A 21822-nucleotide genomic window follows, 5' to 3' on the forward strand; every position below is an offset into this window, starting at 1 on the left:
CAAAACTTTTTGGCCCGACCCCCGAAAAGTGTGGTAGCCCTTCGGGCAGGTCATACGGTGGGGAACACGAAGGCCCCTTGTGGCTGGGAGCCCGACCAAAAGCACGCCGCTGCGCGGCGAAAAGCGCCGCGCTGCGCGCGGGGAAGCGTCGGGTCAGCCGGTGAGGGGGATGGTGAACTTCGGGGCCGCTCCCCCGGTGCTCGACACGGTCGTCGTCGCCTCCACCGGCGTTCCCGACGACCCGTGCGTGATGCGGTGCACCACCAGCACCGGCTCGTCTTCCCCGATCCCCAGCGTGTCCGCCTCCGAGCGCGTGGGCAGTCTCGCGTCCAGTTGCACGGTCGCCACGATCGGGTCCAAGCCGGCCGTCCGCAGCAACGGTGTCAGATCCGGGTGCGGCGTGTCGGCACGATCCGAGATGTCGTGGCCCGTCTGCTCTTCGATCACCGTCGCGACGCTGCGTGGCAGCCACTGCTGGTCGATGCTCGTCACCCGCGCCCCGGTGTGGTGGTGGCGCACCCGGTGCACCACCAGGCTGCCGGTGTCCAGGCCGAAGCGGTGCGCGACCTCCGGGCCCGCGGCCGTCCAGCCGGAGAGCACGACCTTCGGGTACGTCGCCCCGTCGGGCAGCATGCGGGGCACCTGCTTCTGCGGCGGGATGGTCGTGCCGCACACCAACGTGCCCAGGCCCTGCTTGGACGTCGCCACGCCCTGGGCGATGAGCACCGCCACCGCCGCGCGGGCCGTCCCCCGGGCCACGCCGAAGCGGTCCATCAGCTCGTGCAGGGTCGGCAGCACGCTGCCCACCGGGTACTCGCCGCGGTCGATCGCCCCGATCAGGTGATCGGCGATCCGCCGGTACTTCACGTCTTCCACCGTGGCCTCCCCAAACCTGTAGTGACGTGAACAGGGCGCACTTACTAACGAACCGTTCGATACTCTGCTATGGTCTGGACCACCTGTCAAGGGTCTGGCTCTGCTAGCGTGCGCGGCACGAGGCGAAAGCGAGGCGGGGCGTGTCAACCGGATCAGCGGCCACCGGTCCCCACGTGCTGCGGCGGATCAACGCCACCGCCGTGCTCAACGCCCTGCGCGACGCCGACGGGCAGACCGCCACCGTCTCCGACCTGGTCGTCGCCACCGGGCTGTCCCGACCGGCCGTCACCCGCGCCCTGACCTCGCTGGCCGAGGCCGGCATCGCCGAGTTCTCCGGCACCACCGAGCACCACATCGGCCGCCCCGCCCAGCGCGCCCGCTTCCGCGCCGAACTGGGCCACGTCGCCGGCATCGACATCGGACCGCACAAGGTCCTGGTCATGGTCGCCGACCTGGCCGGCACGGTCCTGGCCCAGCGCCAGGCCGCCACCCCCGCCGGGCACACCGGCGACGGCATGGTCCGCCTGCTGCGCGCCACCCTCACCGACGTCGCCGCCGAAGCCGGCATCACCCCCACCGACCTGTGGTCGGTCGCCGTCGGCACCCCCGGCATCGTCGACCACGAGCGCGGCGAGGTCGTGCTCGCGCCGAGCATCCCCGGCTGGTCCAGCCTGCCGATCATCGCCGAGCTGCGGGACTGGCTGGGCTGCCCGGTCGCCATCGAGAACGACGTCAACCTCGCCGTCGTCGCCGAGCGCTGGCGCGGCGACGACGGGGACAACCTGCTGTTCGTGCAGTGGGGCGAACGCATCGGCACGGGCATGGTCATCGACGACAAGCCCTACCGCGGCGCGTCCTCGGCGGCCGGCGAACTCGGGTTCATCGACCTGGTCACCGACCTGGACGACGAGCCCAAACCGCCCGCCGACGGCCTCGGCGCGTTCGAACGGCTCGTCGGCGCGGGCGAGATCCTGCGGCTGGGCATGGCGCGCTGCGACCAGCCGCTGCGCGACCGGCTCGCCGAGACCGGCGACATCGCCGTGCTGTTCGACGCCGCCGCCGCGGGCGACGAGGCCGCCGTGTCCGTCGTGGACACCATCGCGACCCGGTTCGCACGCGGCCTGGCCGTGCAGCTGCTGATCATGGACCCGCGCTGCGTCATCGTCGGCGGCGGCGTGTCCCGAGCGGGTGACGTGCTGTTCGACGCCGTCCGCAAGCGCCTGGGCCGGCAACTGCTCGTGCCCGCCGACCTGCGCGTCTCCGCCCTCGGCGTGAACAACGTGGCGCTGGGCGCGGTGCGGATGGCGCTCGACGCGGTCGAGGAGCGGTTGACCGCGCTGCTCTAGCGGTGGAGGGTGATCACGTGGGAGCTGCCGAAGAACGCGACGGCGTCGCGCTGACCAACCTCGACCAGCCGCTGTTCGCGGACGCCGGGGCCACCAAGCGCGACCTCGTGGACTACCTGGACGCCGTGCGCGACCGCATCCTGCCCGGGTTGGCCGGCCGGCCCCTGTCGGTGGTCCGGGTGCTGCGCGGCCAGGACCCGTTCATGCAGAAGAACCTGCCCAAGTACACGCCGGACTGGGTGCGCTCGGTGGAGGTGTGGGCCGAAGCGTCGCGGCGGTCGATCCGCTACGCGCTGTGCGACGACCGCCGGACCCTGCTGTGGTTCGCCAACCAGCGCGCCATCGAGTACCACGTGCCCCTGCACGACGCCGAGGAACGCCGCACGCCGCACCACATGGTCCTCGACCTCGACCCGCCCGAGGGCGAGGACTTCGGCCACGTCGCCGCCGCCGCCCGCCTCGTGCGCCAAGCCCTCGCCGACTGCGGCCTGACCGGCGCGGTGAAGACCAGCGGCGCCAAGGGCCTGCACGTCTTCGTCCCGATCGACGCCACCGACGACGACGCGGCGGCGGCCACCCGGGCCCTGGCCGCCCGCGCCGAACGCCTGGACCCGGACCTGGCCACCACCGCGTACATCCGCGAGGAGCGCGGCGGCAAGGTCTTCCTCGACTCGACCCGCGCGTACGGGGCCACCGTCGTGGCCGCCTACAGCCCCCGCATCCGCCCCGGCACGCCGGTGTCGTTCCCGGTGTCCTGGGACGACCTGGACGACGTGACCCCGCGCGACTTCACCGTCCACACCGCACCGCCCCTGCTGGAGTCCCGCGACCCGTGGGCCGAGGAACTCCCCGCGCCGCAACGGCTCCCGACCGACCTGGTCGAGGAGGGCCACACCATCCCGGTCGCCCGGGTGGTCGCGATGCACGAGGGCAAGCGCCGCAAACGCGCCGCCCAGCAGGAGGGCTGACCCTCAGCCCTCCAACGGCTGCTTCAACTCCGCCGCGCGCTCCTGCCCGTAGGTGGCGACCAGCGTCAGGTCGACGACCTCCTCCACCGTCAGCCCGTCCCGCTCGGCCTGGGACTCGACCATCCGCTGCCCGAGGAACAACAGCGGCAGGTAGTCGAACTTCCACAGCCCGAACTCCTTGTGGAACGGCAGCGTCAACCCGGTCGCCGCGCCGTCGCGCGTGGTGAACTGCGCCCGCGCCGTCTCGCCTTCCACCACGATCGTGCCCAGCTCGACCTTCTCCAGGGTGTCGGCGTCCAGCAGCCCCTTGTCCACGGTCGCGGCGAGGATGTCCGCGGAGGACATGGCCCGCAGGTCCGCCGCGCCGAACTGCGCACGGATGCCGTAGACCAGGACGTGCGTGCTGAAGCCGAGCCGGCCGAGCCGCTCGGGCGTCGCCTTGAGCGCCAGCTCCTTCATCTCGACGTACCAGCTCAGCACCTCGTCGGACACGACCTTCACCGCGGCCTTGCCGTCCTTGGCGCGCAGCGCCGTGCGGTAGTCCTCGAAGGCCTTGCGGACCGCCTCCTGCTCCGCCGCCCGGTCCACCGTCGTGGTCGTGGTGGTGGCCGCGGAGGGGGAGGTGGGCGCGGCCGTGGTGGCCGTGCCGCCGCAGCCGCCGAGGAGCAGCGCGGCGAGGAGGGCCGGGACGACCCGGGTTGATCTGTTCACCGGCGCAGCGTACGTGGCGTCCGCCGCAGGTCAGAGCGGGTTTGCGCGAACCACGAATTCCAGTCTGCACTGAAGTGATGGAATAAATCGAGGAATCCCATTTACCCCGAACGAGCCACAACGAACGTCGCTACCGCCGGGTCCGCGCAGCCCGCAGGCTCATCGTGGCTTTCCCTACACCCTGCGGAGGCAGCCATGTCCCTCAAGCGGACAACCACGGTCGCGGGCGCCCTGTTGCTCGCCGCCGCCTTGCTGAGCCCACCCGGAGCCACGGCGCAGCAACCGGCCACCCTGGCCGTGCCCGACATCTCGCTGGCCAACGTCCAGGCCCACCTGAACAGCCTGCAGACGATCGCCACGAACAACGGCGGCAACCGGGCGCACGGCCGGCCCGGCTACAAGGCGTCGATCGACTTCGTCAAGGCGAAGCTGGACGCGGTCGGGTTCACCACCCAGGTCCAGCAGTTCACCTACAACTCCGCGACCGGCTACAACCTGATCGCGGACTGGCCCGGCGGCGACCCGAACGACGTCCTGATGCTCGGCGGCCACCTGGACAGCGTCAGCGGCGGCCCCGGCATCAACGACAACGGCTCCGGCTCGGCGGGCATCCTGGAGACCGCCCTGACCGTGGCCCGCGAGAACCTCCAGCCGCGCAAGCACCTGCGGTTCGGCTGGTGGGGCGCGGAGGAATTGGGCCTCATCGGCTCCAACCACTACGTGAACAACCTGCCGGCGACGGAGAAGTCGAAGATCAAGGCCTACCTGAACTTCGACATGATCGGTTCCCCGAACGCGGGTTACATGGTCTACAGCGCCTCCGGCCAGCCCACCGGCTCGCTCGCGCTCCAGCAGACCCTGGAGGCGGCGTTCGTCGGCAAGGTGGCCACCGAGCTGACCTCGGTCGGCGGCCGGTCCGACCACGCGGCGTTCGCGCGGGCGGGCATCCCGATCGGCGGCCTGTTCACCGGCGCGGAGGTCACCATGACCGCCGCCCAGGCGCAGAAGTGGGGCGGCCAGGCCGGCGTCGCCTTCGACCGCTGCTACCACCGCTCGTGCGACACGACGAGCAACATCAACGCCACGGCCCTGGACCGGATGAGCGACGCCATCGCCTACGCCCTGTGGACCCTGGCCGGCACCGGCACCCCGCCGGGCCAGAAGTTCGAGAACACCACCCCGCTGACCCTGCCCGACCTGGCCACCGTGGAGTCCTCGATCACCGTCTCGGGCGTCACCGGCAACGCGCCGTCGGCGCTGGGCGTGGGCGTGAACATCACCCACACCTACCGCGGCGACCTGGTGATCGACCTGGTCGCGCCGGACGGCACGGCGTTCCGGCTCAAGTCGTCCAGCAGCGACAGCGGCGACAACATCAACACGACCTACACGGTCAACGCCTCGGGCGAGGTGGCCAACGGCACCTGGAAACTGCGCATCCAGGACGTGGCCGCGCAGGACGTGGGCCGGCTGAACAGCTGGTTCCTGCAGTTCTGACCGAAGAACGGCCCGGGTCCGTCATTGGCGGACCCGGGCCGTTCCACCGCTCTTACGGGCGCACGTCCTCGACCGGCAGCGGTGCGCCGACCAGGCCCGCCGCCAGCGTGGACCCGTCGGCGGGCTCGATCACCAGGAACGCCCCGCCCCGGCGCACCGAACCGTAGTCGTCCAACGGCAGCGGTTCGGCGGTGCGGAGGGTGACCTGGCCGATCTCGTTGAGCGTCAGCGTGCCCGGCGCGTCCACACTGGACAGCGCCTGCTCGTCGAACCTGGTCCGCAGCTCGGTGACCACCGCCTGGACGGTCCGCGTGCCGTGCTTGACCAGCACCCGGTCCCCCGGCGTCAGCACCTTCTCCGCGAGCCAGCACACCGTGGCGTCGAACTCGTCGGTCACCCGGGGCCGCTCCCCCGCCACGACCAGGTCACCGCGCCCGATGTCCAGGTCGTGCGCCAGCAGCAGCGTCACGGACTGGCCCGCCGCCGCCTCGTCCAGCGGCCCGTCGAACGTGTCGATCTTCTCGACGGTGCTGCGCAGCCCCGACGGCAGGACGGTGACCTCGTCGCCCACCCGGACCGTGCCGGCGGCGACCTGGCCCGCGTACCCGCGGTAGTCGGGGTGCTCGGCCGTGCGCGGCCGGATCACGTACTGCACCGGGAACCGGAACGGCGCGTCGTGCGGGTCCGGCTCCACGGGCACGGTTTCCAGGTGCTCCAACAAGGTCGGCCCGTGGTACCAAGGGGTCTTCGCCGACCGTTCCACCACGTTGTCGCCGACGAGCGCGGACACCGGGATCTCCAGCACCGCCCCCTCCGGGTACCCCAACGCGGCGGCGTGGGCGGTGAACTCCTTGGCGATGTCGGTGAACGTCAGCTCGTCGTAGTCCACGAGGTCGATCTTGTTGACCGCCAGCACCAGCCGCGGCACGCCCAGCAGCGCCAGCACGGCCGCGTGCCGCCGGGTCTGCTCGACCACGCCCTTGCGCGCGTCGACCAGAAGAACACCCAGTTGGGCGGTCGACGCGCCGGTCACCGTGTTCCTCGTGTACTGCACGTGTCCCGGTGTGTCGGCCAGGACGAAGGAGCGCTTCGGGGTGGCGAAGTACCGGTAGGCCACGTCGATCGTGATGCCCTGCTCGCGTTCCGAGCGCAGGCCGTCGACCAACAGCGACAGGTCCGGGGTGGCCAGGCCGCGGTCGGCGCTGGCCCGGTGCACGGCGTCCAGCGTGTCCGCCAGCACCGACTTGGTGTCGTAGAGCAGCCTGCCGACCAGCGTGGACTTCCCGTCGTCCACGCTGCCCGCGGTGGCCAGCCTCAACAGGTCGCTCATGGTTAGAAGTAGCCCTCCCGCTTGCGGTCCTCCATCGCGGCCTCCGACAGCCGGTCGTCGGCCCGGGTGGCGCCGCGCTCGGTCAACCGCGACGCGGCCACCTCCGCGATGACCGCCTCGATGTCCGCCGCGTCCGACTCCACCGCGCCCGTGCACGAACCGTCCCCGACCGTCCGGTACCGCACGGTCTTGGTCACGAGCTGCTCGCCTTCGCGCGGGCCGCCCCACGGGCCTTCGGTCAGCCACATCCCGTCGCGCAGGAAGACCTTGCGCTCGTGGGCGTAGTAGATCGACGGCAGTTCGACCTTCTCGCGCTCGATGTAGCGCCAGACGTCCAGCTCGGTCCAGTTGGAGAGCGGGAAGACGCGGACGTGCTCGCCCGGCTTGTGTCTCCCGTTGTAGAGGTTCCACAGCTCGGGGCGTTGCCGCCGCGGCTCCCACTGGCCGAAGGCGTTGCGCAGGCTGAAAATGCGCTCCTTGGCCCGGGCGCGCTCCTCGTCACGGCGTCCGCCGCCGAAGACCGCGTCGAACCTGTGGTTCGTGATGGCGTCGAGCAGCGGCACCGTCTGCAGCGGGTTGCGGGTGCCGTCCGGGCGTTCGGCCAGGCGGCCGTCGTCGATGTAGTCCTGGACCTTGGCGACCTCCAGGCGCAGGCCGTAGCGGTCCACCATGCGGTCGCGGAAGTCGATGACCTCGTCGAAGTTGTGGCCGGTGTCCACGTGCAGCAGCGGGAACGGCACCGGGGCGGGCCAGAACGCCTTCACCGCCAGGTGCAGCAGCAACGTCGAGTCCTTGCCGCCGGAGAACAGGATCACCGGCCGGTCGAACTCGCCCGCGACCTCGCGGAAGACGTGGATCGCCTCCGATTCGAGACGGTCGGCGGCTTTCATCGCGCGGTGCCGTCGAGCAGGGCGACCATGCGGTCCACGCAGGTCTCGACGGTCAACTCATCCGTCCGGAGGTGCAACTCCGGCTGGATGGGCGTCTCGTACGGGTCGTCGAAACCGGTCAACCCGGTGATCTCACCCTTTTTTGCACGCGCATACAAGCCCTTCACGTCGCGTGTCGCACACACCTCCGGGGTCGCGTCGACAAATACTTCGAGATACCGCAGATCGTGCTCCTCGTGATCCTTTCGAACGGCCTCCCGGGCGGCCCGGTAAGGCGCGATCACCGGCGTGATCACAATGGCCCCGTGACCGGCCAGCAGGCGCGCCACCAGGCCCGTGCGGCGGACGTTCTCGGCCCGGTCGTCCTTGCTGAAGCCCAGCTCGGGGAACAGTTGGCGGCGCACGACGTCCCCGTCCAGCACCTCCACCGGCCGGGTGCCCGCCAACCGCGCGGCCAGCGCCCGGGCCAGCGTCGACTTACCGGAACTGGGCAGTCCGGTCAACCAGATCGTCGCGCCCACAAAGTCCCCCTTCGTATTCCCGAAGCACAGCCGGAAAACCTGCCGAGAACATCGGCCGCAAAGCGCAGGCAGTGGTCTCGGTAAACGGCGACCCGAGGCTAGAGCAGGCTGTCAAGGGGTGTCCACCTGCTGGGCACGTCACCCTTTCGGCGGTAGAGGATGATCGGAGTCCGATGCTCTGATGGGCGCGGCGCCTGGGGGCCCCGAATCCATTCATAAACCGCCGCGAACAACGCTGTCGCGACGGCGCGAAAGCACGCCCTGCCCATTTGCAGCACCCATAAACTTGGGGGAACGCCACATGAGCCTGTTGCACGCCGACGCCACGCACGCGTCGTCGCCGCTGTTCTCCACCACGCTGTCGCTGCCGGACTGCGACGCCACCGGCTGGGTGGTGGTCGACAGCATGGTGGACGGCCTGGCCATGGGCGGCACGCGGATGACCCGGACCGTGGACGCCGTCGAACTGGCCGCCCTCGCCCGCGCCATGACGCACAAGTTGGCGCTGGTGGACCTGCCCATCGGCGGCGCCAAGGCGGGCATCCGCCCCAACGGCCCGGTGCGCGACCGTGAACACCTGATGCGCACGTTCGGCCGGGTGACCCGCCCGCTGCTGCACGGCGGCGTCTACCTGGGCTGCGACCAGGGCACGACCCACCCCGACCGGGACATGTTCTTCGCCGCCGCCGGCTACGACATCGCCACCCGCCCCGGCGCGACCCGCCTGGACGTGGACTGGGCGGAGTTCTGGCGGTCGATGGTGGACATCACCGGCTTCGGCGTCGCCACGGCGGCGTTGGGCGCGATCCGCGCGTCCGGCGCTCGCACGCCGCAACGCGTTGTGCTGCAAGGGTTCGGCACAGTGGGGCGTGGCGTGGCGCAGCACCTGGCCGCGCACGGCCACCAGATCGTCGCCGTGGCCGACATCCTCGGGACGGTGGAGGACCCGGCCGGGCTGCCGGTGGACAAGCTGATCGAGTGCACCAGCACCGACGGCACGATCGACCGGTCGGGCCTGCCGACGTCGGTGCGCGTGCACGACGGCGACCGGGCGTGGCTGAAGGTCGACTCGGACGTGCTGGTGCTGGCGGCGGGCGCGGACGCGATCGACGAGTCGGTGGTGTCGTCCGTGCGGGCGAAGATCGTCGTCGAGGGCGGCAACATGAGCTGCACCAAGCCCGCGCGCCGGATGCTCGGCGAGGCGGGGCTGACCGTGCTGCCGGACGTGGTGGTGAACGTCGGCGGCGCGGCGGTCACCGGGTGCATCATCGCCGGCGTCGCGCCGAGCGGGTTGAACGTGCCGCAGATGTCGGCGTGGTTGCGCGACTGGATCGCGGGGAAGATCAACAAGAACTGCGAGCTGATCGCGGAGCTGAGCGCGTCGGGCAGCGCCGAGCCGGTGGCTGAACTGCTGGCCCAGCGGAACATCGCGTGGTGACCTGGGACCGCCCGGAGGTCCTGGTCGCGCACTCCAAGATGTGGCCGGAGCTGGTGCCCCGGATCGCGGCGGAGATCGAGGTGCGCCAGTCCGACACGATCGCCGACCTCGACCCGGCCGTGCGCGCCGGCGTCGAGGTCCTGGTCGGTTACCAGTTCCCACCGGGCTGCCTGGACCTGCTGCCCAACCTGCGCTGGCTGCACCTGACCGGGACCGGCACGGACCACCTGGCGGCAGCCGGCCTGCGCCCGGGCACCCTCGTCACCAACGCGGCCCGCGTCCCGGTCGAGGCGGTCGCCGAGTACGCGGTGGCCGGACTCTTCATGCTGCTGAAAGATTTAGCTCAGTTAACTGAAAATTTCTCCGTGGTGGGCACGGGCGCGAACCACGCCCTCCGGGGCGACGCCGACCCCGGTGACGTCACGGGCCGGGCCAACGGAACCACGGGGGCAACCGGCGCGGACGACACCACCGGAACCACGCGCCAAGCCGGCGCGGGCGACACCGCCGGAACCACGCGCCAAGCCGGCGCGGGCGGCGCCACCGGAGACGCACGCCAAGCCGGCGCGGCCGACACTGCCGGAACCACCGGCCAAGCTGGCGCGGGCGTCACCGCCGGAGACGCACGCCAAGCCGGCGCGGGCGACACCGCCGGAACCACGCGCCAAGCCGGCGCGGGCGTCACCGCCGGAGCGACGGGCCAAGCAGGCGGGGGCGACTCTGCCGGGGACGTGGGCCGCGCCGCCGGGACCGCGAGCGGGGCCGGGGCTGCCGGCCAGATCAGCCACACGGCCGGCACCGCCGCGGATGCAAGCTGCGCCGCCGGGACCGCGGGCGAGGCCGGCGGTTCGGGACCAGCCGGTGGCGCGGTGCGGGCCATGGGCGCGCGGCCTGCCTGGTACACCGGGCGGGCGGTGATGTTGGATGGCGCTACCGTCTTGGTGCTCGGTGGTGGGCGGATCGGGCGGGCTGTGGTGCGGCGGTTGTCGGCGTTGGGTGCGCGGTGCATCGCGGTGACGCGGAGTGGCCGGAATCAAGTCCCGTTGGCGGTCAAGACGGTGGGTGTGGCAGCGCTGCCGGCCATCGCCAACGAAGTTGATCATGTCGTGGGGTGCCTGCCGGCCACCGATCAGCCACTCGTGGACAAAGCGGTGTTGGCCGCCCTGCCAAGCCACGCAGCGCTCGTCAATGTTGGACGTGCGTCCACAGTGGACGAAGAGGCGCTGTACGAAGCACTGCGGTCAAAGCGGATCAGGGGTGCGTTCCTGGACGTCCACCGCACCGAGCCGCTGCCCGACGACGACCCCGCCTGGTCCGTGCCCAACCTCGTCGTCTCCCCCCACCGCGCTTTCGCCTTCCCCGGCGAACCCGCCGAAGTGGCCCGCACCTTCCTGGACAACCTCGCCGACCTGCGCGCCGGGCGAACGCCCCGTGACGCCGTCAACCTGGGAGAGGAACAGTGACCCTGCGTCCGGAGCCGATGTTCGACGTCGGCGAGGAGGAGTTCCGCGCTTCCGTGCTCGCCGAAGGGCGGCTGCGGGAGGAGGACGTGCCGGTCGTCCTCGGGTCGTTGGAGCGCAGTCGGCAGGTCGTCGCCGACGTCGCCAAGGCGCACAACGACCTCAAGCCCGCCCCGATCGACGCGCCCGTGGTCGTCATCGGCATGTTGCGCACCGGGACGACCCTCCTGCACAACCTCCTCTCCCTCCACCCCGCGCTCCACGGCCCGAAGCTGTGGGAGCTGTCCGACCCGGTCGCGGCGGCCGGTGACCCGGAGACGTACCCGGCCGTGCGGCAGGCGGCGCAGGCTTACGTGGACGACTACAACCGCAAGGCCCCCGACCTGGCGAGCATCCACTACCTGCACGCCGACCGGCCGGACGAGTGCCTGCGGCTGGTGGTGAACACGTTCCACAGCATGGTGCTGGAGATGCGCTACCGCGTCCCGTCCTACGGCGAGTGGCTGCACCGCCAGGACCTGACCGTCCCCTACCAGTGGCACCGGCACCAGCTCGAAGTCCTCATGAGCCGTCGTCTCGGCGAAGACGACGAGCCGCTCACCCCGGTCCTGAAGTGCCCCTTCCACACGTGGTACCTGCCGGAGCTGGTCGCGGCCTACCCGAACGCCCGGTTCGTGCACCTGCACCGCGACCCGGCCGAGGCGATCTCGTCCACCGCCAGCCTGTGCCGCGCGGTGCGCGGGGCGCGCAGCGACGACCTCGACCTGCCCGAGATCGGGGCGTTCTGGCGGCAGCGGATCGTGCCGTTGACCGAGAAGCTCGCCGACGCCCGCGACGACCTGGTGGACCACCGGCCCGTCCTGGACCTGCGGTACCGGGAACTGGTCGCCGACACCGGGGGCACCCTCCGCCGGGTCACCGACTTCCTCGGGCTGCCGCACAGCACCGAGTTCGTCGCGAACGTCGAGAACTACCTCGCCGCCAACGGACAGCGCAGCAAGGGCGTGCACCGCTACAGCACCGACGAGTTCGGCCTGGACGCGGACGACCTGCGCGCCGCCACCTCCGCCTACCGCACGCGCTTCGGCGTCTAGACAGGGAGTCTGCGACATGTCGAGTGAGAACGAGACCCGGGCGCGCGCCCTGGTCGACGCGCACAACCAGACGGTGACCGGCTCGGCGGTGCCGGTCGGCATCCTCACCCCGTTGAGCCTGCCGGGCGACCCGACCGCCGGCGAACTGGTCGTGCGGGGCGCGGTGCTGGGGGCGCGGTTCGTGGCCGAGCACCCCGGCGACTTCTCCATGCGCCAGATCCGGCTGTTCCTGGAGAACGACCAGCGCACCGCCGACGTCGAGCACATGTCGCGCTCGGCGGCGGGCGGGCTGGCCAAGCTGGTGATGCTGGACCAGGTCAGCGCGGTGGTCGGCCAGTGGCACCTGCGGACCAGCCCGGTGGTGGCGGACCTGGCGGAGAAGTTCGGCGTGCCGACGTTCATCGAGAACGGCCACAACACCATCACCGAGGGCCGCCGGAACCTGTTCCGCACCTACTTCTCCATCGCCGACCGCGCGCCGCTGATGGCGAGCTTCGCCGCGGCGCAGGGGTTCAAGCGGGTCGCGGTGGTCGCGGCGGACACCGTGTTCGGGCAGATGCTGGCCGACACGATCTGCGAGGCGCTGGCCGAGGCGATCCCGGACCTGGAGCTGTTCCGCGAGGACTTCGCGCAGGACGGCGTGCAGGACCTCAAGCAGCAACTGCACCGGGCCACCGAGTTCGGGCCGGACCTGCTGGTCAACGCGGGTGTGGTGCGCACCAACTACATGATCATCGAGGCGGGCGCGGAGACCGGGCTGCTGCCGAAGGTGCCGATGATGGTGTGCTTCCCGTTCCCGATGCGGTCGGCGGACTACTGGGGCTTCGCCGGGCAGGCGGGCGCGGGCGTGGTGTGGCCCGCGACCCGGTTCAGCCCGGAGTGGCCCGGCCTGACCTGGACCGGCCGGTGGTTCGTGGACACCTACTACGCCGAGTTCGGCAGCTACCCGCCGGACAACGCGCTCAACGCGTTCACCGACGTGGTGGTGATCGGGCAGGCGGCGGCGCTGGCCGGCGCGCACGACCGCGACGCGCTGCGGCTGGCGCTGGAGACCGGCAGCTTCCGCACGTGGCGCGGCCCGGTGCGGTTCACCCACGACCACCACCAGCCGCCGGAGATCGTGCTCATGCACTACCAGGAGGTCGGTGACGCGGCCGACAAGGCGGTCGTGGTGTGGCCGGCCGACCAGGCGACCGGCGAGTTCAAGCACCCCTCGGTGAAGCGCTGATGGTCGTGGACGTGCTGTGCCGGTGGCTCGCGGGCCTCGGCGCGGATGAGGTGTGCACGGTGCCGGGCGAGGCGTTCCTGCCGCTGCTGGCGCGCGCCCGCGCGCACGGCCTGCACACGGTGACCACGCGGCACGAGGGCGGGGCCGGGTTCATGGCGGTCGCGTCGGCGCGGCTGACCGGCAAGCCCGGCGTGGTGGCGGTGAACCGGTCCCCCGGCTCGACCAACGTGTCCATCGCGGTGGACGCGGCGGCGGCCGACCCGACGCCGCTGGTGGTGCTGGTGGGCGACATCCCCACCGGCGCGGACCGGCGCACCGCGTTCCAGGGCGCGGACCTGGCGGGCATGTTCGGCGCGCTGGCCACGACGTTCACCCTGACCGTGGACGGGTTGGGCGAGCAGTTGGCCAAGGCGGCGGAGGTGCTGGCCGGTCCGGTGCCGCAGCCGGTGGTGCTGCTGGTGCCCGAGGACCTGTGGACCGCCGAGGCCGAGGTCGAGGTGCCGCCGCCGGCGCCCGCGCTGGCCGAGCCGGACCTGGGTGAGCTGCTGCCGGTGCTGACCGACGCGCGGCGCCCGGTGCTGCTGGCGGGCCGGCTGCTGCGGGACCGGCACACCGACGCGACCGCGAACGACCTGCTGTCGGTGCTGGCGCAGAAGGCCGGGCTGCCGGTGCTGGTCGGCAACAAGCAACAGGACCTGCTGGACAACCTGCACCCGAACTACGCCGGCCACCTGCACCTGGGCACACCCAAGGCGGTGCGCGAGCGTTTGGCGCAGGCGGACGTCGTGGTGCTGCTGGGCGAGTTCGCCGACGAGGTCCACATGTCCGGCTGGACCGGGCCGCGCGTGCACGTCGTGGACCGGCAGGCGCCGCGGGACGTGCTGAAGGCCCTGGCCGACGCCGACTGGCCCGCGCCGCGGCCGGAGCGGTCGGCGTGGGTGCGCGGCTGGCACGAGTTGGCCGAGGACCTGGCCGCGCCGAGGCCGAAGCCGTTCGAGGACGGCATCGACTTCACCCACGTGGCCGCCGCGCTGGACGCGGACCTGCCCGACGACGCGGTGGTGACGTTCGACGCGGGCAACTTCTCCAGCTGGATCCACCGCTACGTCCACGCCGGGCCCAGGCGGCTGATGCTGGCGCTGGGCAACGGGGCGATGGGGTTCGGCGTGCCGGCGGCGGTCGCGGCGGCGCACCGCTACCCGCAGCGGACCGTGGTGGCCGTGGTCGGCGACGGCGGCCTGCTGATGACCGGCGACGAGCTGGCCACCGGGCGGGCGCAGGGCCGGTGCCCGATCGTCGTGGTCGCCGACAACGGCGGTTACGGCACCATCGACCAGCACGCCCGCCGCCAGTTCCCCGGCACCTACTGCGGCACCAGCCTGCACACCCCGAACCTGGTCACGTGGGCGGAGGCGTTCGGCATGCCCGGCGAGACCGTGCGCAGCCCGCGCGAGGTGCCCGGCGCGGTGCGGCGGGCGTTGGCGGCCGGACCCGGTGGCTACCTGCTGCACGTGCGCACCAGCCTGCGCGCGGGGCACGCGAACAAGGAGTAGAACGCGATGGAACTACGGGTTGGGGTCGAGGACCTGGCGGCCCTGGTCGGCGCGGAGCACGTGCTCACCGAGGACGTGCCCGCCCGCTACACCCAGGACCTGTGGGGCAGCGACCGGGTCGGGCACGCGTCCGTCGTGGTCAAGCCCGGCACCGCGCGAGAGGTGGCCGCGGTGTTGAAGCTGTGCGACGACCACGACCAGCCGGTGGTGGTGCAGGGCGGCATGACCGGTCTGGTCAGCGGCGCGGTGCCGGGGCCGGAGGAGGTCGTGCTGTCCACGGAGCGGCTGACCGCCGTGTCCCCGGTGGACCTGGCCGGGCGGACCGTCACCGCCGGCGCGGGCGCGACCCTCGCGGACGTGCAGGACCTGGTGGCGCGGCACGGGTTGCTGCTGCCCATCGACCTGGCGTCCAAGGGCAGCGCCACCATCGGCGGGTGCGTGGCGACCAACGCGGGCGGCGTGAACGTGGTCGGGTTCGGCATGACCCGCCAGCACGTGCGGTCGCTGGAGGTCGCGCTGGTCGACGGGCGGGTGCTCACCCTGTCCACCCCGCTGGTCAAGGACAACGCGGGCATGGACCTCAAGCAGTTGTTCATCGGCAGCGAAGGCCTGCTGGGCGTGGTCACCTCGGCCACGCTGGGCCTGAAACCGGGTTCGTTGACCCGAACCGGCGCGTTCTGCGCGGTGGCCGACGTGGACGCGGCGTTGACGCTGCTCAACACGTTGCAGCGCAAGCTGCCCGGCGCGGTGACCGCGTTCGAGGTGATGTGGGAGGACGCCTACCGCACCATCGAACCGAGCGGCATCCGGCTGCCGCTGCCGTTCGGGCACCCGCTGTACGTGCTGGTGGAGTGCCGGGGCGCGGACCCCGACGGGGACGCCGAGCGGCTGGCGTCGGCCGTGGAGGGCTGCGCGGACGTGCTGCTGGACGCGGCCGTGGCGACCAACGCCAAGGAGCTGGAGGCGTTCTGGGCGGCGCGGGAGCGCATACCGGCGGAGATCCTGCGCATGCAACCGCTGTTCGGGTTCGACGTGAGCGTGCCCGCGGGGTCGTTGGAGAAGTGCCTGGACGACATGCGCGCCGAGTTGCGGCTGTCGTGGCCCGCCGTGAAGCTGCTGGTGTTCGGCCACCTCGGTGACGACAACGTGCACATCGCGGTCATCACGGGCGAAACGACCCGGGAGCGGAAACCCGAAGTCGAACACATTGTGTATCGTCTCGTCACCGAAAGTGGTGGTTCGATTTCGGCTGAGCACGGCGTGGGGTTCGAGAAGCGCTCCTACCTGGGGTACACGAGGTCCGCGGAGGAGATCGCCCTCATGGGGCGGCTCAAACAGCTCTTCGACCCCCGCGGGGTGCTCAACCGAGATCGCATGATCCCGTGGGGTGAACGAGGCACATGGCAGAACGAGGCGTCAGCCAGTCGGCAGGGTTAACGAGGCGGCAGGCGATCCCGCTGGCGATCGGGTCGGTGGCGGGGTCGGGGATCCTGTTCCTCCCCTCCGCCGTCTACGCCGAGGCGGGCGGGAACAGCCTGTTGGTGTGGCTGTTGTCCACGGTGGTGTGCCTGCCCATGTTGTTGATGTTCGAGGACATGGTGCGCGCCAACCCCGACGGCGACGGGATCGAGGCGTTCATCCGGGACGGCCTGGGTGGCGTGTTCGGGCGGTGCGTGCCGCTGATGTTCCTGGCGCTGGTCGTGGTCGGCCTGCCGTCGGGGGCGATGGTGGCCGGGCGGTACGTGGCGCAGGCGTTGGGCTCGGGCGCGGTGGTGGCGGTGGTCGCCGCCGCGGCCGTGCTGGTGGCGGCGGTGGCGTCGAACCTGGCCGGGGTGAAGACCTCGGCGCGGGTGCAGAACGCGGGCACCTGGGCGTTGGTGGCGATGGCGGCGGTGCTGATCGTCGCGGCGATCCCGGACGTGTCGTCGGGGTTGCCCGCGGTCACGCCGGACATGTCGTCGCTGGGCGTGCTGCTGCCCGGTGTGGTGCTGGCGTTCTGGGCGTTCGCGGGGTTCGAGAACCTGACGTTCCTGTCCAAGGAGTTCCGCGACCCGCGCAAGGACTTCCTGCCGGTGTCGGCCGCCGCGCTGGGCGTCTACGGGGTCTTCACGATCCTGTTGACGGTGGCGATCGCCGTGCGCATCCCGCGCGCGGAGGTCGACGAGGTGACCGGGCTGCTGCAGTTGGCGCGGACCATCGAGCCCCGGACGCTGGTGGTGCTGGCGGTGACGGTGATCGCGTTCGGCGCGATGGTGCTCAACGCGGTGGCGTGGGTGTGGGGCGTGTCGCGGCTGGTGCAGGGCGCCGGCGAGTCCGGGATCCTGCCCCGCGGGCTGGCCGTGACCACGTCGTCGGGGGTGCCCCGGCGGGCGATCGCCCTGCTGTCCGGGCTGTTCCTCCTCGTCGGCGCGGTGCTGGTGATCTGGCCCGGGGTGGTGGTGGACGCGGTGGCGACCGCTTCGGCGATCTTCATCGTGCTGTACCTGCTGTCGATCGTGTCCTACGCGCGGGTGCGCGGGTTGACCGTGCGGTCGGTGCTGAACCTGGCGCTGCTGCTGGTGCTGGCCGCGAGCCTGGTGCAGTCGGGGTGGCGGTCGCTGTACGCGGTGGTGGTGCTGGCGGTCGCGTTGACCGTGCAGGTGGTGCGGAGCCGGAGGGGTTCCCGGACGGAGAGGTAGGTGTACGGCCGTGGAGTCGATGTTCGTGCGCATCCCGGCGCTGGCCGCCCGGCACGGCGCGATCAACCTGGCGCAGGGCGTCTTCGACCACGGCCCGCCCGCCGAGCTGTTGGCGGCGTTGGCCGCCGTGTCGGCGGATCCCGGCGTGCACCAGTACATGCCGAGCGCGGGGGTGCTCGCGTTGCGGGAGGCGGTGGCGTCGGGGTCCTCGCCGGAGACCGAGGTGACGGTCACGGCCGGGGCGACGGAAGCGTTGCACTGCACCATGGCGGCGTTGCTGTCGGCGGGTGACGAGGCGCTGGTGGTGGAGCCGGCCTACGAGCAGTACGCGCCCGCGATCGTCGCGGCCGGCGGGGTTCCGGTGCCGGTGCGGTTGACGTCGTTGGACGGTTCGTTCGCTTCGCTGTTGGCGGGGGCGGTCACCGCGCGGACCCGGGTCGTGGTGGTGAACAGCCCGTGGAACCCGTTGGGGCGGGTGTTGACCGACGACGAGTGGGACGCGTTGGCGGAGTTGGCTTCCTCGCGCGGGATCGTCGTGGTGTCGGATGAGACCTACGAGCACCTGGTGACGTCCCGTCCGCGCGGGGTGCTGGACGTGGTGACCGATCCCGAGTCGCGGGTGAAGATCTCGTCGGTGTCGAAGTCGTTGGCCGCCACCGGGTGGCGCATCGGGTGGGCGATCGCGGGTCCGGGGTTGACGCGTCGCATCCGGGCGGTGCACCAGTACGTGACCTTCTGTCCGGCGGTGCCGTTGCAGGTGGCGGCGGCTTCCGTGCTGGGTTCGTCCGCTGTGGACGGTGTGACGGGCGCGGTGGCGGCGGGGTTGCACGAGCGGGCCGGGTGGTTCGCGGACGTGCTGAACGGCATCGGGATCGCGACCAAGCCGGCGGCGTCGCCGTTCTACCTGGTGGCGGACGTGGGCGAGGCGGCGTCGGACTGGTGCGACCGGATGGTGCTCGACGGCGGCGTGGCGGCCCTGCCGCTGTCGGTGTTCTACTCCGCCCCGGTGCCGGAGGTGGACCGGATGGTGCGGTTCGCGGTGTGCAAGCGCCGGGAGACCCTGGAGGGAGCCGCGACCCGCCTCGCCGCCCGTCACCAGCCGCGAGCCTGACATCGCACGCCACTCGAACGGGTGACTGCCGGTGTCGTGCCGGGCCCGCCCGGGTAGGTCCGGCCCTCCCCCGCGTTTCGGGTGCGCCCACGCGGCTACCCGATCCCGGACCTAGCGGAGGAGGGGCGATGACGACGGCGACTCGGGGCGTCCGGCGTCCGGTGCGGACGGCGGCCCTGGTGGTGGGTGTGGTGTTCCTGGTGGTCGGGGTGCTGGGGTTCGTGCCGGGGGTGCGGCAGGGGGACCTCGCGTTCGCCGGGCCGCACACCGGGGCGTTGCTGTTCGGCGTGTTCGCCGTGTCCGTGCTGCACAACCTGGTGCACCTGCTGTTCGGCGTGCTGGGCGTGGTGGCGTCGCGGTGGGCGGGGGCGGCGCGGGCGTTCCTGGTCGCGGGCGGGTTCGTCTACCTGCTGCTGTGGGTGTGGGGGTCGGTGGTGCACGAGGGCGGGCCGCTGCCGGTCAACCCCGCGGACAACTGGCTGCACTTCGCGCTGGGCGCGGGCATGGTGCTGCTCGGTGTGGCGACCACGGCGTTCGAGCGCAAGCGCGGCCAGTACCCCGGCCGTGAGCAGCAAGGGGTGTAGGGCCGGGCGCGCGGGGTAGGCCCTGGGGTGTGGACGAATGGGAGGAGTGACGACCCATGCCCAACCCAGGCAGCCACGCCTACGACGTCAAGCGGACCCGGTTGCGGGCCGAGTACGAGGACCGGGGGGTGGCCGACGCCGCCGCCGACCAGGCGGCCAACGACGAACTCCAGCGCGCCTACCCGCCCAACGCGGTGGGTGAACGGGCGGCCGGGCCGCGCGGCGGCGGTGGTGGTGTCGAGGACGACGGCGGGTTGCACGCCCGCAGCGCCGCGTTCAGCGGTCACACGCTGATGCCGGCGCGGTTCTCCCTCGACGGCGAGAACACGTCCCCGCCGCTGCAGTGGGACGAGGTCCCGCCGGGCACCCGCGAGGTGGCCCTGGTGTGCGAGGACCCGGACGCGCCCGGTGGCACGTTCACGCACTGGGTGGTGACCGGCATCCCGGCCGACGTGAACTCCATCGCCGAGGGGTCGCTGCCCCCGGGCGCCGTGGAGGGGCGCAACGGGTTCGGCGAGCGCGGGTGGGGCGGGCCGCGGCCCCCGGTGGGCGACGAGCCGCACCGGTACTTCTTCCGCGTGTACGCCGTGGACCGGCCGCTGGACCTCGGCCCGGAGCCGACGGCGGAGGACGTCCACGCGGCGGTGCGCGGTCACGTGCTCGCCAAGGGCACCCTGGTCGGCCTCTTCGGCCGATGAACCACTTCACGACGTTGGGAGCTTTCCCATGACCAAGAAGGACGACGGCGGCATCCGCACGGGTAAGGAGTCGTCGAAGAGCTTGAAGTACGCGCAGGAGGTGAAGTCGACCTCCGACCGGCCCGAGCGCCCCGGCCGGTCGCTCGCGACGACCAGCCACGACGTGATCAAGCAGTGGGCCGAGCGGCGCGACGCCAAGCCCGCCACCGTGGAGGGCACCGAGCACGGTGACCACCTGGGCGTGCTGCGGCTGGACTTCCCCGGCTACGGCGGCGGGTCGCTCAAGCACGTGAGCTGGGACGAGTGGTTCGACACGTTCGACCAGCGCGGACTGAACTTCATCTACCAGGAGGAGACGTCCGACGGGAAGCCGAGCAACTTCTTCCAGTTGGAGAACCCGAACCGCGAAGACGCCTGACCCCTCGCTCTCGGCGGGTGGCCCCTCGGATCGGGCCACCCGCCGTTGTCGTGCTCAGGCGGCGGCGGGGTCCATCCAGAAGACCTCCCACTGGTGGCCGTCCAGGTCGGTGAAGCCGCGGCCGTACATGAAGCCGTGGTCCTGGGTCTCGCCGTCCCGGCCGCCGGCGGCGACGGCCTTGTCCACCAGGGAGTCCACCTCGTCGCGGCTGTCCACGCCGAGGGCGAGGACGGCCTCGGCGGTGGTGGCGGTGTCGGCGACCTCGCGCTTGCTGGTGGTCTTGAAGAACTCGTGGCTGATCAGCATCGCGTAGACGTCGTCGCCGAAGACGATGCAGGTCGAGTCCTCGCTGGTGAACTTCGGGTTGTGCCGGAAGCCCAGGGCCTCGAAGAACGCGATCGACTTGGCCTGGTCGGCGATCGGCAGGTTCACGAAGATCTTGACGGACATCGGAGCTACCCCCATCGATACCACGGGACACTGGTGTGTCCTCGGGAGACTTGTGTGTCCGACGGACACTGGGTGTACGGTAGACACAGATCGACAACGGGCGCAAGTCCCGCTTCTCGGAGAGTTGGTGGCGGAGTTGGCCGAGCACGTGGACCTGCTGTGGGAGCCGCGCGGGAGGGGCACCCGGCCGCAACGCCAGGCGCTCACGGTGGACCGCATCGCCGAGGCCGCGATCGAGGTCGCCGACGCCGAGGGCATGGCGGCGGTGTCGATGCAGCACGTCGCGGCGCGCCTGGACGTCACGAAGATGGCGCTGTACCGGCACGTGGCGAGCAAGGCGGAGCTGGTGGCGGTGATGATCGAGTCCGCGGTGGGCGAGCCGCCGGACCTGAGCACCGTGCCGGGTGGTTGGCGGCCGAGGCTCGTGCGCTGGGCGGACCTGATGCGCGAGACGTGGCGGCGGCACCCGTGGCTGCCGGCGGCGACCACCGGCGAACGCCCCACCGGCCCGCGCGAGGTGGGGTGGACGGAGTCGGCGGTGGCGGCCCTGGCGGGCACGCCGCTGACCGGCGGCGAGCGGATGGACGCGGTCTTCCTGATCAGCGGCCACATCCGCAACACGCAGTCGTCCGCGACGGCCGGCACCCAACCGTGGACGACGGACAAGTCCCTGCGCGAGGTCCTGCACCGCCACCGCGACCGCTTCCCGGCCCTGTTCGAAGCCGCGACCTCGCCGGGCGCGACGCCGAACGACAACGGCTGGACCTTCGGCCTGACCCGCATCCTCGACGGCCTGGCCACCCTGATCGACTCCCGCGACCAGCCACCCAGCGACGAGTGACCGCTCGGACGGGCACGGCCGGCGAGGACTGAGCGCGCAGGGCCTGGTGCATCAGCCCTTTGTGGTGCACACCCCACCCGACCGGGTGACTGAGCACGATCCGTTCCGCCCGTTCGCCCTCCCGGGCGGC

Annotated in this window: 21 protein-coding genes; 15 read left to right on the top strand and 6 right to left on the bottom strand. The window is 71.8% G+C overall.

Annotated elements, in window-relative coordinates:
* Positions 1-153 precede the first annotated feature (153 nt).
* Entirely contained in the window at positions 154-876 is a 723-nt protein-coding gene (locus tag AB0A74_RS38305) for a GntR family transcriptional regulator (protein WP_343938696.1), read from the bottom strand.
* A gap of 140 nt (positions 877-1016) precedes the next feature.
* On the opposite strand from AB0A74_RS38305, the gene AB0A74_RS38310 reads away from it, so the two are divergent.
* Entirely contained in the window at positions 1017-2222 is a 1206-nt protein-coding gene (locus AB0A74_RS38310; protein ID WP_358257466.1) for an ROK family transcriptional regulator, read from the top strand.
* Between the two features lie 17 nt (positions 2223-2239).
* A complete protein-coding gene (gene ligD / locus AB0A74_RS38315) occupies positions 2240-3190 on the top strand; it encodes a non-homologous end-joining DNA ligase (RefSeq protein WP_358257468.1) in 951 nt (316 codons plus the stop codon).
* A gap of 3 nt (positions 3191-3193) precedes the next feature.
* Here ligD and AB0A74_RS38320 read toward each other — a convergent pair whose 3' ends face one another.
* A complete protein-coding gene (locus AB0A74_RS38320) occupies positions 3194-3901 on the bottom strand; it encodes a hypothetical protein (protein WP_358257470.1) in 708 nt (235 codons plus the stop codon).
* Positions 3902-4096: 195 nt separating this feature from the next.
* On the opposite strand from AB0A74_RS38320, the gene AB0A74_RS38325 reads away from it, so the two are divergent.
* The gene (locus AB0A74_RS38325) at positions 4097-5398 is read left to right on the top strand and encodes a M28 family metallopeptidase (RefSeq protein WP_358257472.1); all 1302 of its coding nucleotides are present in this window, start codon (positions 4097-4099) and stop codon (positions 5396-5398) included.
* A 52-nt stretch (positions 5399-5450) separates the two neighbouring features.
* Here AB0A74_RS38325 and AB0A74_RS38330 read toward each other — a convergent pair whose 3' ends face one another.
* From AB0A74_RS38330 to cysC, 3 genes are read right to left on the bottom strand one after another with little or no spacing between them, the layout of a single operon-like run.
* Positions 5451-6728, bottom strand: coding sequence for a GTP-binding protein (locus AB0A74_RS38330; RefSeq protein ID WP_358257474.1), 1278 nt, complete (start codon positions 6726-6728; stop codon positions 5451-5453).
* A gap of 2 nt (positions 6729-6730) precedes the next feature.
* Positions 6731-7618: a sulfate adenylyltransferase subunit CysD gene (cysD, locus tag AB0A74_RS38335; protein ID WP_358257476.1), complete on the bottom strand. Its 888-nt coding sequence runs from the start codon at positions 7616-7618 to the stop codon at positions 6731-6733.
* Positions 7615-8139 carry an adenylyl-sulfate kinase gene (cysC, locus tag AB0A74_RS38340; protein ID WP_358257478.1) on the bottom strand — a complete coding sequence of 175 codons (525 nt, stop codon included), beginning with the start codon at positions 8137-8139 and terminating at the stop codon, positions 7615-7617. The genes cysD and cysC overlap by 4 nt, the downstream gene beginning before the upstream one ends.
* 301 nt (positions 8140-8440) lie before the next feature.
* Between cysC and AB0A74_RS38345 the strand changes: the two genes are divergently transcribed.
* From AB0A74_RS38345 to AB0A74_RS38395, 11 genes are all read left to right on the top strand, one after another.
* On the top strand, positions 8441-9577 hold the full coding sequence (locus AB0A74_RS38345; RefSeq protein ID WP_358257479.1) for a Glu/Leu/Phe/Val dehydrogenase dimerization domain-containing protein: 1137 nt from the start codon (positions 8441-8443) through the stop codon (positions 9575-9577).
* Entirely contained in the window at positions 9574-11040 is a 1467-nt protein-coding gene (locus AB0A74_RS38350; RefSeq protein ID WP_358257481.1) for an NAD(P)-dependent oxidoreductase, read from the top strand. The genes AB0A74_RS38345 and AB0A74_RS38350 overlap by 4 nt, the downstream gene beginning before the upstream one ends.
* Positions 11037-12131, top strand: coding sequence for a sulfotransferase (locus AB0A74_RS38355; protein WP_358257483.1), 1095 nt, complete (start codon positions 11037-11039; stop codon positions 12129-12131). Before AB0A74_RS38350 ends, AB0A74_RS38355 begins: the two co-directional genes overlap by 4 nt.
* A gap of 16 nt (positions 12132-12147) precedes the next feature.
* A complete protein-coding gene (locus AB0A74_RS38360) occupies positions 12148-13359 on the top strand; it encodes an ABC transporter substrate-binding protein (RefSeq protein ID WP_358257485.1) in 1212 nt (403 codons plus the stop codon).
* Positions 13359-14912, top strand: a complete 1554-nt coding sequence (locus AB0A74_RS38365) for a thiamine pyrophosphate-dependent enzyme (protein WP_358257487.1) — start codon at positions 13359-13361, stop codon at positions 14910-14912. Before AB0A74_RS38360 ends, AB0A74_RS38365 begins: the two co-directional genes overlap by 1 nt.
* A 6-nt stretch (positions 14913-14918) precedes the next feature.
* Positions 14919-16349, top strand: coding sequence for an FAD-binding oxidoreductase (locus AB0A74_RS38370; RefSeq protein ID WP_358257489.1), 1431 nt, complete (start codon positions 14919-14921; stop codon positions 16347-16349).
* Complete coding sequence (locus AB0A74_RS38375) at positions 16313-17590, top strand: amino acid permease (RefSeq protein WP_358257491.1); 1278 nt, start codon at positions 16313-16315, stop codon at positions 17588-17590. Before AB0A74_RS38370 ends, AB0A74_RS38375 begins: the two co-directional genes overlap by 37 nt.
* A 19-nt stretch (positions 17591-17609) precedes the next feature.
* The gene (locus tag AB0A74_RS38380; protein WP_358257499.1) at positions 17610-18701 is read left to right on the top strand and encodes an aminotransferase class I/II-fold pyridoxal phosphate-dependent enzyme; all 1092 of its coding nucleotides are present in this window, start codon (positions 17610-17612) and stop codon (positions 18699-18701) included.
* Positions 18702-18829: 128 nt separating this feature from the next.
* Positions 18830-19285, top strand: coding sequence for a DUF4383 domain-containing protein (locus AB0A74_RS38385; RefSeq protein WP_358257493.1), 456 nt, complete (start codon positions 18830-18832; stop codon positions 19283-19285).
* 56 nt (positions 19286-19341) lie between these two features.
* On the top strand, positions 19342-19983 hold the full coding sequence (locus tag AB0A74_RS38390; RefSeq protein WP_358257494.1) for a YbhB/YbcL family Raf kinase inhibitor-like protein: 642 nt from the start codon (positions 19342-19344) through the stop codon (positions 19981-19983).
* A 28-nt stretch (positions 19984-20011) separates the two neighbouring features.
* A complete protein-coding gene (locus AB0A74_RS38395; protein ID WP_358257496.1) occupies positions 20012-20401 on the top strand; it encodes a hypothetical protein in 390 nt (129 codons plus the stop codon).
* Between the two features lie 54 nt (positions 20402-20455).
* On the opposite strand, the gene AB0A74_RS38400 is transcribed toward AB0A74_RS38395, so the two are convergent.
* Positions 20456-20851 carry a VOC family protein gene (locus tag AB0A74_RS38400; RefSeq protein WP_358257497.1) on the bottom strand — a complete coding sequence of 132 codons (396 nt, stop codon included), beginning with the start codon at positions 20849-20851 and terminating at the stop codon, positions 20456-20458.
* 127 nt (positions 20852-20978) lie between these two features.
* Here AB0A74_RS38400 and AB0A74_RS38405 point away from each other — a divergent pair, with 127 nt between their 5' ends.
* The gene (locus tag AB0A74_RS38405) at positions 20979-21692 is read left to right on the top strand and encodes a TetR/AcrR family transcriptional regulator (RefSeq protein WP_358257498.1); all 714 of its coding nucleotides are present in this window, start codon (positions 20979-20981) and stop codon (positions 21690-21692) included.
* Positions 21693-21822: the final 130 nt, after the last annotated feature.

This window comes from Saccharothrix sp. NPDC042600 (assembly GCF_040647305.1).
GTDB lineage: Bacteria > Actinomycetota > Actinomycetes > Mycobacteriales > Pseudonocardiaceae > Actinosynnema > Actinosynnema mutabilis.

Excerpts from the sequence above, each read along its gene's own strand:
- AB0A74_RS38325 (WP_358257472.1), top strand. The coding sequence starts at position 4,097 with ATGTCCCTCAAGCGGACAACCACGGTCGCGGGCGCCCTGTTGCTCGCC.
- AB0A74_RS38330 (WP_358257474.1), bottom strand. The coding sequence starts at position 6,728 with ATGAGCGACCTGTTGAGGCTGGCCACCGCGGGCAGCGTGGACGACGGG.
- cysD (WP_358257476.1), bottom strand. The coding sequence starts at position 7,618 with ATGAAAGCCGCCGACCGTCTCGAATCGGAGGCGATCCACGTCTTCCGC.
- AB0A74_RS38345 (WP_358257479.1), top strand. The coding sequence starts at position 8,441 with ATGAGCCTGTTGCACGCCGACGCCACGCACGCGTCGTCGCCGCTGTTC.
- AB0A74_RS38360 (WP_358257485.1), top strand. The coding sequence starts at position 12,148 with ATGTCGAGTGAGAACGAGACCCGGGCGCGCGCCCTGGTCGACGCGCAC.
- AB0A74_RS38365 (WP_358257487.1), top strand. The coding sequence starts at position 13,359 with ATGGTCGTGGACGTGCTGTGCCGGTGGCTCGCGGGCCTCGGCGCGGAT.
- AB0A74_RS38370 (WP_358257489.1), top strand. The coding sequence starts at position 14,919 with ATGGAACTACGGGTTGGGGTCGAGGACCTGGCGGCCCTGGTCGGCGCG.
- AB0A74_RS38375 (WP_358257491.1), top strand. The coding sequence starts at position 16,313 with ATGGCAGAACGAGGCGTCAGCCAGTCGGCAGGGTTAACGAGGCGGCAG.
- AB0A74_RS38380 (WP_358257499.1), top strand. The coding sequence starts at position 17,610 with ATGTTCGTGCGCATCCCGGCGCTGGCCGCCCGGCACGGCGCGATCAAC.
- AB0A74_RS38385 (WP_358257493.1), top strand. The coding sequence starts at position 18,830 with ATGACGACGGCGACTCGGGGCGTCCGGCGTCCGGTGCGGACGGCGGCC.
- AB0A74_RS38390 (WP_358257494.1), top strand. The coding sequence starts at position 19,342 with ATGCCCAACCCAGGCAGCCACGCCTACGACGTCAAGCGGACCCGGTTG.
- AB0A74_RS38395 (WP_358257496.1), top strand. The coding sequence starts at position 20,012 with ATGACCAAGAAGGACGACGGCGGCATCCGCACGGGTAAGGAGTCGTCG.
- AB0A74_RS38400 (WP_358257497.1), bottom strand. The coding sequence starts at position 20,851 with ATGTCCGTCAAGATCTTCGTGAACCTGCCGATCGCCGACCAGGCCAAG.